This is a genomic window from Streptomyces sp. NPDC032721, assembly GCF_055579625.1.
Genome location: NZ_JBVIMX010000001.1, coordinates 410,073 through 423,634, shown reverse-complemented (window position 1 = coordinate 423,634; position 13,562 = coordinate 410,073). Strand labels below are relative to the sequence as shown.

Annotated in this window: 11 protein-coding genes; 10 read left to right on the top strand and 1 reads right to left on the bottom strand. The window is 71.3% G+C overall.

Annotated elements, in window-relative coordinates:
* Positions 1-142 precede the first annotated feature (142 nt).
* Positions 143-1,318, top strand: coding sequence for a glycerate kinase (locus ACZ5PB_RS01810; RefSeq protein ID WP_468686864.1), 1,176 nt, complete (start codon positions 143-145; stop codon positions 1,316-1,318).
* Between the two features lie 46 nt (positions 1,319-1,364).
* Here ACZ5PB_RS01810 and ACZ5PB_RS01805 read toward each other — a convergent pair whose 3' ends face one another.
* Entirely contained in the window at positions 1,365-2,585 is a 1,221-nt protein-coding gene (locus ACZ5PB_RS01805; RefSeq protein WP_468686863.1) for a PucR family transcriptional regulator, read from the bottom strand.
* 238 nt (positions 2,586-2,823) lie between these two features.
* On the opposite strand from ACZ5PB_RS01805, the gene ACZ5PB_RS01800 reads away from it, so the two are divergent.
* The 9 genes from ACZ5PB_RS01800 to ACZ5PB_RS01760 all read left to right on the top strand — a co-directional run bounded on the left by ACZ5PB_RS01800 (position 2,824) and on the right by ACZ5PB_RS01760 (position 13,538).
* Positions 2,824-3,624: an ABC transporter ATP-binding protein gene (locus ACZ5PB_RS01800; RefSeq protein WP_468688233.1), complete on the top strand. Its 801-nt coding sequence runs from the start codon at positions 2,824-2,826 to the stop codon at positions 3,622-3,624.
* Complete coding sequence (locus ACZ5PB_RS01795) at positions 3,621-4,490, top strand: ABC transporter ATP-binding protein (RefSeq protein ID WP_468686861.1); 870 nt, start codon at positions 3,621-3,623, stop codon at positions 4,488-4,490. The genes ACZ5PB_RS01800 and ACZ5PB_RS01795 overlap by 4 nt, the downstream gene beginning before the upstream one ends.
* Positions 4,487-5,377 carry a branched-chain amino acid ABC transporter permease gene (locus tag ACZ5PB_RS01790; RefSeq protein ID WP_468686860.1) on the top strand — a complete coding sequence of 297 codons (891 nt, stop codon included), beginning with the start codon at positions 4,487-4,489 and terminating at the stop codon, positions 5,375-5,377. Before ACZ5PB_RS01795 ends, ACZ5PB_RS01790 begins: the two co-directional genes overlap by 4 nt.
* A complete protein-coding gene (locus tag ACZ5PB_RS01785) occupies positions 5,370-6,566 on the top strand; it encodes a branched-chain amino acid ABC transporter permease (protein ID WP_468686859.1) in 1,197 nt (398 codons plus the stop codon). Before ACZ5PB_RS01790 ends, ACZ5PB_RS01785 begins: the two co-directional genes overlap by 8 nt.
* Positions 6,567-6,577: 11 nt before the next feature.
* Complete coding sequence (locus ACZ5PB_RS01780; RefSeq protein WP_468686857.1) at positions 6,578-7,858, top strand: ABC transporter substrate-binding protein; 1,281 nt, start codon at positions 6,578-6,580, stop codon at positions 7,856-7,858.
* 593 nt (positions 7,859-8,451) lie between these two features.
* Positions 8,452-10,773, top strand: a complete 2,322-nt coding sequence (locus ACZ5PB_RS01775) for an ATP-binding cassette domain-containing protein (RefSeq protein WP_468686856.1) — start codon at positions 8,452-8,454, stop codon at positions 10,771-10,773.
* Positions 10,774-11,027: 254 nt separating this feature from the next.
* The gene (locus ACZ5PB_RS01770; protein ID WP_069572018.1) at positions 11,028-11,231 is read left to right on the top strand and encodes a cold-shock protein; all 204 of its coding nucleotides are present in this window, start codon (positions 11,028-11,030) and stop codon (positions 11,229-11,231) included.
* A 421-nt stretch (positions 11,232-11,652) separates the two neighbouring features.
* Positions 11,653-13,158 (top strand): DEAD/DEAH box helicase, encoded by a 1,506-nt coding sequence (locus ACZ5PB_RS01765; RefSeq protein ID WP_468686855.1) that lies wholly within the window; start codon positions 11,653-11,655, stop codon positions 13,156-13,158.
* 65 nt (positions 13,159-13,223) lie between these two features.
* On the top strand, positions 13,224-13,538 hold the full coding sequence (locus ACZ5PB_RS01760; RefSeq protein WP_468686854.1) for an SCO5918 family protein: 315 nt from the start codon (positions 13,224-13,226) through the stop codon (positions 13,536-13,538).
* The last annotated feature ends 24 nt before the right edge of the window (positions 13,539-13,562 follow it).

Sequence of the window (13,562 nt, the reverse complement as noted above, 5' to 3'; positions counted from 1 at the left end):
CCTTATGGTGCGTCATGTCGTGATATTGGCGGTTGGCACGCCGCCATGAGGGGCGGGTGCGGATCCGATGGCCATGGGCAGGGGGCGGGTGCGCCGGTTATGGTCGGGACGGCGCGACTGCCTGTTCGAAAGCAAGGGATGCATGGTGGCGGACGGAGCAGTAAACACTGCAGTTGAGGGGTCGGGGAACGGCGGGGCACACGTGCTCGTCGCAGCCGACAAGTTCAAGGGCTCGCTCACGGCGGTACAGGTCGCCGAGCGGGTCACCGCAGGACTGCGCCGGGTGGCACCCGGCGTGACCGTCGAGGCACTCCCGGTCGCCGACGGCGGCGACGGAACGGTGGCGGCGGCGGTCGCCGCGGGCTTCGAGCAGCGAGAGGTACGGGTCACCGGCCCGCGCGGCGAGGGGCTGACGGCGGCGTACGCCTTCCGCGAGTCCGACGGCACCGCCGTGGTGGAGATGGCGGAGGCCTCCGGCCTCCAGCACCTCCCGCCGGGCGTCTTCGCGGCGCTCACGGCCACCACGTACGGCTCGGGCGAGCTGCTGCGGGCGGCGCTCGACGCCGGTGCGAAGACCATCGTCTTCGGCGTCGGCGGCAGCGCGACGACGGACGGCGGCGCGGGCATGCTGGCCGCGCTCGGCGCCCGCTTCCTGGACGCGGACGGGAATCCGGTGGGCCCGGGCGGCGCGGCACTCGCCTCGGTCGCGACGGCCGACCTGTCCGGCCTGGACCCGCGCTTCGGCGCCGACGGCGGGGTCGACCTGGTCCTGGCCAGCGACGTGGACAACCCGCTGACCGGCCCGAAGGGCGCGGCGGCGGTCTACGGCCCGCAGAAGGGCGCCTCCGAGGCGGACGTGGCGACCCTGGACGCCGCCCTCACCCACTTCGCGTCGGTGCTCGGCCAGGAATGGGCGGACTCCCCGGGCGCGGGCGCGGCGGGCGGCATCGGCTACGGGGCCCTCACGGCCCTGGGCGCCCGCTTCCGCCCCGGCATCGAGGTCATGCTCGACGTACTGGGCTTCGCCCCGGCACTGGCCAGGGCCACCCTGGTCATCACCGGCGAGGGCTCCCTGGACGCCCAGACCCTGCACGGCAAGGCCCCCGCGGGCGTAGCCGCCGCAGCCCGCGCCCAGGGCATCGAGGTGGTAGCGGTCTGCGGCCGCCTAGCCCTCCCCGCAGAAGAACTGGGCCGCGCGGGAATCCGCCGCGCGTACTCCCTGAGCACCCTGGAACCGGACGCCACCAAGAGCATGGCGAACGCGGGCCCACTCCTTGAACAGGTAGCCGAACAAATCGCCCACGACTTCCTGACCTAACCGAGCAGATGGGGGCGGAGCCCGGCCCAAACCGGACCCCGCCCCCTCACCCTCCCGGCAACCGAAACGCATCCAGTGCCAACGTCATCTCCGTAAGATCCCGAGGCCTCGAAAGCGACCGAGAGGTCAGCTGTTCCAACCGCCGCAGCCGGTTGAACACCGTGTTCCGGTGGCAGTAGAGCCGCCCCGCCGCCCGCCCCGCCGACCCCTCCGCCACCAGCCACGCGTCCAACGTCTCCAGCAACACCGCCCGATCCCCCGCATCCAGCTCCAGCAACGGCCCGAACACCTCCGCCACCAACCTCGCCGCCAGCTCCGGCTGACTGACCACCAGCGCGGTCGGCAACCGCTCGTCCAGCGGCACGATCCGCCCGCCGTCCCCCGGAAGGTCCGGCGACGCACACCCCCACGTCCGCAGCGCCGTCTCCGCCAGCCGCAGCGCCAGCCCCAGCTCGCCGAGCCCGGCCACCACCGGACTCATCCCGCCAGGCCCGGCCCGCCGCCGCTCCAGCTCCGCCGCCAGCTCCGCGAGCCCGGTGTCCGCACCGAGTGCCACCACGGCCACCTCGTAATCCGTCCGCATCCGCCAGAAGAAGCGCATCCCGCCGACCGCCGTCACCCGGTGGAACTCGCGCCCGTCCCGCCGCTCGACCCGCAGGGCCACCACCGCGTACCGCCCCTGCTCGGGCAGATCGAGCCCGGCCGCCGCCCGCGCGACCAGCGCGGGCGCGGGTGCCTGCGCGTCCAGCAGCGCGTCCAGCAACGCCTGCACGCGCTCGTCGGTGCGCCGCTGCATGTCCTCCTCCGTATTGCGGTACGCCCCCGCCACCGTCGCCGCCTGCCGGTCCATCGCCGTCCACACCCGCGACGCGGTGTGCACGAGCACCGGAAGCGCGTCCGGGTCCTTCGCCCGTACGGTCTCCAGGAGTTCGTCCCACACCAGATAGCCCGCCCTGCGGTACGCGTGCAGCAACAGGTCCAGCGACAGCCCCTGTTCGGCCCGCCGCCTGCCGAGCTGCTCCGCGTATTCAAGGTCGCGGCGCGGCGCCGACCGAGGAGCCGCGATGCCCTCGATGCCGTACTTCAGCGCCTCGTTGATCTGCTCCCAGTGTTCGTCTGCCGGTACGGCGATGTCGTATTGCGGGGAGTGCGCCCGCAGTTCGGCGATCAGCAGGTCGGTGAGGTGGCCGACCCGCTCCACCAGCTCCTGGGACGCGCTCGTCAGAACCGACCACTCACGGTCCGTGCGTGCTCTTCGGCCACTCATGACCGGTGAGGATGCCACCGTCGGCGCTCCCTGGACAGACCTCTTGTGCCCGTGCACAACGCCCGCCGTGCGGCGCTGGTCATCGGCAGCGATTCATGCATACCCGCTGGACGGTTACACGTGTCTGCTGTTGGTCTGTGGGCCCGCAGGTCAGCAGGGGGCAACACGGTTCCTCGGTAAGGAGGTTGGTCCCATGGGATCTCCCACGGACTCCGGCGGCAGAACGCCGGGGCCCCCGGTGTCCGCCCTGGAGGTACGGGGTCTGTCCGTCGGGTACGGCCCGGTACGGGCACTGAGCGGGGTCACCCTCGACGTCCCGGCCGGAGCGGTGGTCGCCGTGCTCGGCGGAAACGGAGCGGGCAAGTCCACCCTCCTGAGGGCGATTTCGCGCACCCTGGGCTACCACCGGGGCGCGGTCACCGCGGGCACCGTCAGCTACGGCGGACGCGACCAGAGCAGTACGAGCGCCGCCCGGGCGGTGGCCTCCGGGATCGTCCAAGTACCCGAAGGGCGGCAGGTGTTCGCCCGGATGACCGTCGCCGACAACCTCCGCGCGGGCGCCCTCGGCGCCTCCGGAGGCCGCCGGGCCGCCCGCGAGGCACTCGCCCGCGTCCACGAACTGTTCCCCGTCCTCGCCGACCGTGCCCGCCAGCACGCCGGCCTGCTCTCCGGCGGCGAACAGCAGATGCTCGCCATGGGAAGGGCGCTGATGTCCGCCCCCAGACTCCTCCTCCTCGACGAACCCTCCCTGGGCCTCGCCCCACTGATGGCCGCCCGTATCGCCGAAACCATCCAGCACATCAACACCACCGGCACCTCCGTCCTCCTCGTCGAACAGAACGCCGCCCTGGCCCTGCGGCTCGCCTCCACGGCGTACGTACTGGACGTCGGCGAGGTCGCCCTGCACGGCCCCGCCGCCGAACTCGCCGCCTCCGACGAGGTCCGCCGCCGCTACCTCGGGGTCGTCGACGAAACGGCCGCCGAGGACGCGGACCGCGCCCAGACGGCGGCACCGGCACTGAGCAGGTGGACCGCATGACCCAGGACAATGCCGCAGCCGCATCCGAAGCTGCCGCAGCCGAAGCAGCCACAACCGAAGCAGCCGCAGCCGCCCCCGCACCCACCACCGAACCCCCCGCCACCCCCCTCCAAGTCACCGACGTCACCGTCAGATTCGCCGGACTCACCGCCCTCGACCACGTCTCCTTCACCGTCGAACCCGGCAGCGTCCACGCCGTCATCGGCCCCAACGGGGCAGGAAAATCAACCTGCTTCAACGTCCTGTCGGGAGTCTGCCGCCCGGCATCCGGCTCCGTCCGCTTCGGCGGCACCGAACTGACCGGCCTGCCCCCGCACCGCATCGCCGCCCTCGGCGTCGCCCGCACCTTCCAGAACCTGGCACTCCCGCCGACGGCCACCGTCACCGACAGCCTCATGCTGGGCCGCCACCGGCTCACCCGGGCCGGCTTCCTCGCCACCGGACTCCGGCTGCCCTCCGCCGCCCGCGAGGCCCGCCAACACCTCGAACGGGTAAGGGAGATCGCCGACTTCGTCGGACTGGCCGCCGATCTCGACCGGCCCGCCGGAGTCCTCCCGTACGGAAAACAGAAACTCGTCGAGCTCGCCCGCGCCCTGTGCATGGAACCGCGACTGCTCCTCCTGGACGAGCCCGTCGCGGGCATGACCGCCGACGAACGGCGCGCCACCGCCGCCGTCGTCGCGGGCGTACGCGACAGCCTCGGCATCTCGATCGTCCTGGTGGAACACGACATGGGGGTGGTGATGCGGCTCGCGGACGCGGTGACCGTACTCGACTTCGGCAAACGCATCGCGGGCGGTACGCCCGGCGACGTACAGAACGATCCGGCCGTCATCGAGGCCTACCTGGGGGCACCCACACCATGACGACCTTCGTCGAACTCCTCCTCGGCGGCCTCTCCATGGGCGCCGTCTACGCCCTCATCGCACTCGGCTTCGTCGTCATCTTCAAGGCCACCGAGGTCGTCAACTTCGCCCACGCGTCCCTCCTCCTGGCCGGCGGCTACCTCACCGCCGTACTCCACGACGACCTCGGCTTCTGGTTCGCGCTCGCCGTCGGAATCGCGGGCGCGGCGGTCGTCGGCGCGGGCGTGGAATTCCTGGTCATGCGCCGCTACCGGGGCAGCGACCACAGCGTCCTGGCCATCGTCACCATCGGCGTCGACATCCTCCTGATCACCGAACTGACCCGGCGCATCGGCACCCGCGTGCTGTCGCCCGGCGACCCCTGGGGCGACAAGGTCGTCACCCTCGGGTCCATCTCCATGGCCCAGACCCGGATCGCGGCACTGCTCGCGGCGGCCGTCCTCATCGCCGCGTTCCTGCTCGCCTTCCGCTACACCTCGTGGGGCGTCGCGATGCGCGCCGCCGCCGAGAACCCGCAGACCGCGGCCCTGATGGGGATACGCCTCGGCAGGGTCTCGCTGTCCGCCTGGGCGGTCGCGGGCGCGCTCGCCGCCGTCGCCGCGCTCTTCCTGACCGTCTTCCCGACCCCCGGCCTGGAACGCGCCACCTCGCTCGCCGCGATGAAGGCCTTCCCCGCCGCCATCCTCGGCGGCCTGGACTCCACGACGGGCGCCCTCGCGGGCGGGCTGATCGTCGGCGTCGTCGAATCCCTCGCCACCGGCTACCAGAACGACCTGTCCTTCCTGGGCAGGGGCATCGGAGACCTCGCCCCCTATCTGGTGATGGTGGCGGTCCTGCTGATCCGCCCGGCGGGCCTCTTCGGAACGAAGGAGCCGGCCCGTGTCTGACACCGACGCCGCCGCCGACACCACCGCCGACGCCAACGTCACGTCGAGCGCCGCCACCGCCGCCAGCGCTGTCACCGGAGCGGGGGCCCCGCCCTCCCGGGGCGCGCCGCCGACCCCGCGCCCCACGCGATGGCGCACGCCCCAGCCGTACCTCTGGACCGCCTTCGCGATCCTCCTGCTGGCCCTGCCCTTCTACCTCGACCGCTTCTGGCTCCAGGCCGGACTGTTCGCCATGGCCGCCGCCATCGCCGCCATCGGCCTCAACCTCCTCACCGGCTCCACCGGGCAACTCTCCATGGGGCACGCCTTCTTCCTCGCCGTCGGCGCGTACAGCTACTGCGTGCTCGCCGCCGACAGCACCACCGAGAACGGCCACGCACTCACCGGATTCGGCCTGCCCGGCTGGCTCGCCGCCCTCCTCGCGGTGGGCATCGCGGGGATCGCGGGCGGACTCTTCAGCCCCATCGCGGGACGGCTGCGCGGCGCCTATCTCGGCATCGCGACACTCGCACTGATCTTCATCGGGCAGCACGTCCTGTTCAACGCCCGCGACCTCACCGGCGGCTTCAACGGCCGTTCCGTACCGCCCCTCTCCCTCTTCGGCATCGACTTCGACAACTCGCAGACCGTCATCCTCAACGTCCCCTTCGAAGCGACCGAGAAGCTCTGGTACGCCGCCCTCGTCGCGCTCCTCCTCTGCGCCCTCTTCGCCCGGGGCATCCTGCGCGGGCGGCCCGGCCGGGCCATGAACGCACTGCGCGACCACCGCATCGCGGCCGGGGTGATGGGCGTGCCCGTCGCCCGCTACCGGGCCTCCGTCTTCGTCCTGTCGTCGATGTACGCGGGTCTGGCGGGCGTGCTCCTCGCCCTGGTCTTCGAGCGGACCGTCCCCGAGTACTTCGGGATGACCCTCTCGCTGGAGTTCCTCGCGATGATCGTCATCGGCGGCCTCGGGTCGGTGCGCGGCGCGGTGATCGGCGCCGCGTTCGTCTCCCTGCTGCCCCAACTCCTCACCCGCTACAGCGATTCGCTGCCACTGGTCACCGCTCCCGGCACCACCGCCGGAGGCATCGCTCCCGGCGAGGCGGCCCGCTACCTGTACGGCGCGGCGGTCGTCGCCGTGGTCCTCTTCCTGCCGGGCGGTCTCTCCCGGCTCCGGCTCCGCCTGCCGCGAAAGGGCTCGAAATGAAGCTACGCACCGTGAAGACACGTACCGTACGGAAGAACCGCGCGCGTGCCGCCGTGCTCGCCACCGCGCTCGCCCTGACCGTCGCCGCCACCGGATGCAGCAGCAAGGCCGGCACCGGCAGCGAGGGCAAGGAGGACGCCAAGGGGATCAAGACCGGCGACGGCGTCACCGACAAGGTCATCCCGCTCGGCATCCTCACCGACCTGACCGGGGTGTACGCCTCACTGGGCAAGAGCGTCACCCAGGCCCAGCGGCTCTGGGCCAAGGAGGTCAACGCGGCGGGCGGCATCTGCGGCCGCAAGATCGAACTCGTCGTCCGCGACCACGGCTACGACCCGCAGAAGGCCGTCTCCGCCTACACCGAACTCGAACCGCAGGTGGTGGGCTTCGCCCAGTTCATCGGCTCGCCCTTCGTCGCCGCCGTCAAATCGCGTGTCGACGGCCAGGACAAGGGCCTGGTCCTGCCGCAGGCGTGGTCCGCGTCGCTGCTCGGCAGCCCGTACGTCCGTGTCGTCGGCGCGACGTACGACATCGAGACCATCAACGCCATCGACTACCTCCTCACCCAGAAGCGCATCGCCAAGGGCGACAAGATCGGCCACGTCTACTTCGAGGGCGACTACGGCGAGAACGCGCTCCAGGGGTCCAAGTACGCGGCCGCGCAAGCCGGGCTGACCGTCGTCGAACAGAAGATCAAGCCGACCGACAACGACATGTCGGGGCAGGTCACCGCCTTGAAGAAGGCCGGGGTCAAGGCCATCGTGATCAGTGCGGGGCCGCGCCAGGCGGCGTCCCTGGTCGGGGTGGCGGCGGCGGGCGGCTTCCAGGTCCCCGTTGTCGGCAACAACTCCGCCTTCGCGCCGCAGCTGCTGGCCACTCCGGCGGGCCCGGCCCTGACGAAGGACTACTACGTCGCCGCCTCCACCCTGCCCATCGGCTCCCCGGAATCGGCCCCGGCGGCGCTCGCGAAGGCCTATGCGGCGGACTATCCGAAGGACGGCCTGGACAACGGGGTCGTGGCGGGCTACTCGGCGGGGAAGGTCTACGGCGAGGCGCTCACCAAGGCGTGCGCGGACAAGGACCTCACGCGGGCGGGGATCGGCAAGGCGCTCCTCACCATGAAGTCCTTCAACAACGGCTTCGGGATCACCCACGACTTCTCGGACCCGAAGGCCCCCTCGACCCGCCAGTCCGTCATCCTAAAACCGGACCTCAAAACCCCGGGCGGCCTCAAGGCAATCCAACCCGCCACCACCTCCACCCCAGCCAAAACCTTCACCCCATCCTCCTGACCCCGCCCGTATCCCCTCGCGCGGGCGGGGCATACCGCCGCCTCCTTGGGCGGCGGGGCCGCCTGTACGCCCCCGCCCCCTTGGGCGGCGGGGCCGCCCCCCGGGGGCGGGACGGGCGGGCAAGGGGGCGGCCCCCGGCGGAGCCGCACCCCTCGCTCCTGCCCCAGCTCCGCCTTGGCCCCGGCTCCGCTCAAGAGTGGTCCGCTGCGCGGGGCTTCACCCCACCCCGCCCCTTCCCGAAACCGGGGCGCTGCCCCGGGCCCCGGGCCCGTGTGGGCGGGCAGGGGGTGGGTGGGTTGCCGGGGCTGCGCCCCGGGCCCCGGGGTGGCAGCCCGGTGGGGGTGGGTGGGGGAGGTGCGGGTCGAGTGTGGCTGGTCGCGCAGTTCCCCGCGCCCCTGAAGGGGCGCACCCCTGCGCGGGGGTGGGTGGGTACGCGGTACCCCTGCGAGGAGGGGGGGGTCGTGCCCGCGCGGCGGAGCCGCAGAGTGTCATAGCCCCGCGCCCCTGACAGGGCGCACCTCGTGCTGTGTCCCCGAGCCAGATGGCGATCATGGGGCGGGCCCGTTGTCAGTGGCGGCCAGTAATGTCGTGGCATGCCTTCGGACGACTCCACCACCCCGCCCGTATCCCAAGCGCAGACACCCACCCACCCCGCCGACAGCCACGGCCTCATCCAGGTCCGCGGCGCCCGCGAGAACAACCTGCGGAACGTTTCCGTGGACCTGCCCAAGCGCCGCCTCACCGTCTTCACCGGCGTCTCCGGCTCCGGCAAGTCCTCGCTCGTCTTCGGCACCGTCGCCGCCGAATCGCAGCGGCTGATCAACGAGACGTACACGGCGTTCCTCCAGTCCTTCATGCCCAGCCTCGGCCGTCCCGACGTCGACGGGCTGCACAACCTCAGCGCCGCGATCGTCGTCGACCAGGAGCGGATGGGCGCCAACTCCCGTTCCACGGTGGGCACAGCCACCGACGCGTACGCCATGCTGCGCATCGTCTTCAGCCGCATCGGCATACCTGCGATCGGCGGCGCGGGCGCCTTCAGCTTCAACGTTCCCGAGGGCATGTGCCCGCGCTGCGAGGGCATCGGCCAGGTCTCCGACATCGCCGTGGACGAACTGGTCGACCGGGAGAAGTCGCTCAACGAGGGCGCGATCACCGTGCCCGGCTTCGCCGTCGACTCCTGGCCCTGGCAGATCATGGCCAACTCCGGCTTCTACGACCCGGACAAGAAGCTCGCCGACTTCACCGAGCAGGAGTGGGCCGACTTCCTGCACAAGCCACAGGTGAAGGTGCGGGTCGGGAAGAACAACTTCACCTACGAGGGCCTGGTCGTGCGCGTGCAGCGGACCATCCTCGTCAAGGACCGCGACTCGATGCAGGCCCCCACCAAGGCCTTCGTCGACCGTGCGGTCGTCTTCGCCGACTGCCCCGACTGCGGGGGTACGCGGCTGACGCAGGCCGCGCTCTCCTCGAAGATCGCCGGGGTCAACATCGCGGAGTGCTCGGCGATGCAGATCAGCGACCTGGCCAAGTTCGTCCGGGGCATCGACGACCCCGGCGTCGCCCCGCTCCTCGTGAACCTCCGCGGCCTGCTGGACTCCCTCGTCGAGATCGGCCTCGGCTATCTCAGCCTCGACCGCCCGGCGGGCACGCTGTCCGGCGGAGAGGCGCAGCGCGTCAAGATGGTCCGCCACCTCGGGTCCTCGCTCACCGACGTGACATACATCTTCGACGAACCCACCACCGGCCTGCACCCGCACGACATCCGCAGGATGAACGACCTCCTGCTGCGCCTGCGCGACAAGGGCAACACCGTCCTGGTCGTCGAGCACAAGCCCGAGGTCATCAGGATCGCCGACCACATCGTCGACCTCGGCCCCGGAGCCGGTGAGGCGGGCGGCGAGCTCTGCTACAGCGGCGACCTCGCCGGCCTGCGCACCTCAGGCACCCTCACCGGCGACCACCTCGCGCACCGCACCGAACTGCGCACGGAGGTCCGCCGTCCCACCGGACACCTCTCCATCACCGATGCCAACCAGCACAACCTGCGCAACGTCAGCGTGGACATCCCCACCGGTGTGCTCACCGTCGTCACCGGCGTCGCGGGCTCAGGCAAGAGCTCCCTCATCCACGGCAACCTGCCGGGACGCGACGGCATCGTCATCGCCGACCAGTCCCCGATCCGAGGCTCGCGCCGCTCCAACCCGGCGACGTACACCGGCCTGCTGACGCCCATCCGCAACGCCTTCGCCAAGGCCAACGGAGTCAAGGCCGCCCTCTTCAGCGCCAACTCCGAGGGCGCCTGCCAGAACTGCAACGGCCTCGGGCTCGTCTACACCGACCTCGCGATGATGGCCGGGGTCGCCTCCGTCTGCGAGGTCTGCGCCGGCAAGCGCTTCACCGCCGAAGTCCTCGCCTACACGCTCAACGGGAAGAACATCAGCGAGGTCCTCGGCATGTCCGTGACCGAGGCCCACGAGTTCTTCACCACCGGCCAGACCCGCACCCTGCTCTCCCGCCTCAAGGACGTCGGCCTCGGCTACCTCCGCCTCGGCCAGCCCCTCAACACCCTCTCCGGCGGTGAGCGGCAGCGGATCAAGCTGGCCATCCACATGGCCGAGAAGGCGGCGACGTACGTCCTGGACGAACCGACGACCGGACTGCACATGGCCGACGTCGACAAGCTGCTCGCCCTGCTGGACCGGCTCGTCGACGACGGCAACACCGTGATCGTCATCGAGCACCACCAGGCGGTGATGGCCCACGCCGACTGGCTGATCGACCTCGGCCCCGGCGGCGGCCACGACGGCGGCCGGGTGGTCTTCACCGGCACCCCCGCCGAGCTGATCACCCGGGGGGACACCCTCACCGCACAGCACCTGCGCGAGTACGTCCAGGGGGAGGACGGGGCCTGACCCTAGGGGCCTGTTCCCGGCCCGTCACACAAACTGTTGCGGCCGGAACAGAAAATCCTTCCCGGCCGCGAGAGCTGAAATCGGGCAGAAATGTCCCCGCATGCCAGGGAAGAATTTCCGTGCTACTGTCGATCTCAGTTGCAGTTGTGGTTCCCATAGATTTTATTTCCGGCTCACGCCGGACGGGGCAATCATCACGGCGACGCGGGCTCCGTGCAGTGCGGAACCCGGGTACTGCCCCAAGGAGATTTGACATGGCTACTGGCACCGTGAAGTGGTTCAACGCGGAAAAGGGCTTCGGCTTCATCGAGCAGGACGGCGGCGGCGCCGACGTCTTCGCCCACTACTCGAACATCGCCGCCCAGGGCTTCCGCGAGCTCCAGGAAGGCCAGAAGGTGAACTTCGACGTCACGCAGGGCCAGAAGGGCCCGCAGGCCGAGAACATCACCCCCGCCTAAGCAGCACAGGCAAGCAACACGCAGCTGGGGCCCGCACCTTGGGGTGCGGGCCCCAGCTCGTTGCATTTTCCGGGCCCGGACCGCGCAGCGCCCCCGGCCCCGTACCTCCCGGCAGTGCCTCTGCCGCCCGGTGGGGCGGCGCACTGCCGCGTACTTCCGTGTTCACCCGTCGTGCCGAACGCTCCGCACCGTGCCCCGCGCACCGCGCCGGACCGTACGGCGGGATTTCCCCGCAGCGCCCGGATCTCTGAGCGGCGCCGCTCGCTGGTTTTTCGAATTCGGCCGAATTTTTCGGCCTGCAGTCGAAAGGCCAGAATTCGCATTCGTATTTCCGGCTCGTTCCTGCGATTCCACGCGGCGTTCAACTACTGACCGCCGCCCGGAATTCCTCGATACGTGCCGCATCGAGGAAAGGTTCCGCATGGACCGCAACACCCGTAGCTCTCGCACCAATGACCGGTACTCCCGTACCCGTACAGGCGGTTCCACCGGATCGGCCGGAGCCGGCCGTGGCGGCTACCGCTCGGCCCCCGCGAACCGGTCCCGCTCCGGCGGCTACGGGCGGCGCCCCGCAGCGGTGCAGGGCGAGTTCGCCCTCCCGGTGACCGTGACCCCGCCGCTGCCCGCCGTCGAGGCCTTCGCCGACCTGGAGATGCCCGCGCCGCTGCTCGCCGCGCTCGCCGCCGAGGGCGTCAGCGTGCCCTTCCCGATCCAGGGCGCCACCCTCCCCAACTCCCTTGCCGGACGCGACGTCCTGGGCCGTGGCCGGACCGGCTCCGGCAAGACCCTCGCCTTCGGCCTCGCCCTGCTCGCCCGCACCGCGGGCAAGCGCGCCGAGCCCCGCCAGCCGCTGGCCCTCGTCCTCGTACCGACCCGCGAGCTCGCGCAGCAGGTCACCGACGCGCTCACCCCGTACGCCCGCTCGCTGCGGCTGCGCCTGGCCACCGTCGTCGGAGGCATGTCGATCGGCCGCCAGGCGCACCAGCTGCGCGGCGGCGCCGAGGTCGTCGTGGCCACGCCCGGGCGGCTGAAGGACCTCATCGAGCGCCGGGACTGCGTCCTGGACCAGGTGGGGATCACCGTCCTCGACGAGGCCGACCAGATGGCCGACATGGGCTTCATGCCGCAGGTCACCGAACTCCTCGACCTGGTACGGGCGGACGGCCAGCGGATGCTGTTCTCCGCCACTCTCGACCGCAACGTCGACCTGCTCGTACGCCGCTACCTCAACGACCCGGTGGTGCACTCCGTCGACCCGTCGGCGGGCGCGGTCACCACCATGGAGCACCACGTGCTCCATGTGCAGGGCCTCGACAAGCACGCGACCACCACCGAGATCGCCGCCCGCGACGGCCGGGTGATCATGTTCCTGGACACCAAGCACGCCGTCGACAAGCTGACCGACCACCTGCTCAGCAGCGGGGTGCGGGCCGCCGCGCTGCACGGCGGCAAGTCCCAGCCGCAGCGCACCCGCACCCTGGAGCAGTTCAAGACCGGCCATGTCACCGTGCTGGTGGCGACCAACGTCGCCGCCCGGGGCATCCACGTCGACAACCTCGACCTGGTCGTCAACGTGGACCCGCCGACCGACCACAAGGACTACCTGCACCGCGGCGGCCGTACCGCGCGTGCCGGTGAGTCCGGCAGTGTCGTCACCCTGGTCACGCCCAACCAGCGGCGCGAGATGAGCCGGCTGATGCAGGCCGCGGGCATCACCCCGCAGACCACCCAAGTACGCTCCGGAGAAGCCGAGTTGAGCCGGATCACCGGGGCACGGACGCCGTCCGGGGTGCCCGTGGTCATCACGGCACCGGCCTCCGAGCGACCCAAGCGCGGCGGCTCCGGGGCACGCGGCCGACGCCGCCCCTCCGCGGCCCGGCGCAGCGGCGGAGCCTCGCAGCAGTCCCCGGCCCGCAACGCCGCCTGAGTCACTGTCGTACGGCTTCGGCCGACCCTCCCGTTTCTCCACCCCTCCCACCTTGTCGAGGCATCATGCGCGTAGTCATCGCCCGCTTCCCCTTCGAGCTGGTCAAGAGCGAAGTACAGGTCGCGATGAAGGGCATCAAGCCCGAACCCGTCGTCACGGGCGAGTCCGTCACCATCGGCCGCCGCACCTACCCCGTCAAGCAGGTCGGCGAGGTCATCACCCGGCAGGACCGCCGCGACTTCAGCGCCGGTGAAGTGGTGCGGGCGCTGACCCGCCTCGGGTTCACCTGCACCGACCCCGTGGCCGCGACTCCCCAGGCGGTGGCGCTCACGCCGCTCCAGGAAGCGCGGAGCCTGCTGGGGTCCTCCGCGCGCGTCTGACCCGGCCGCACGAACGGGACCCTG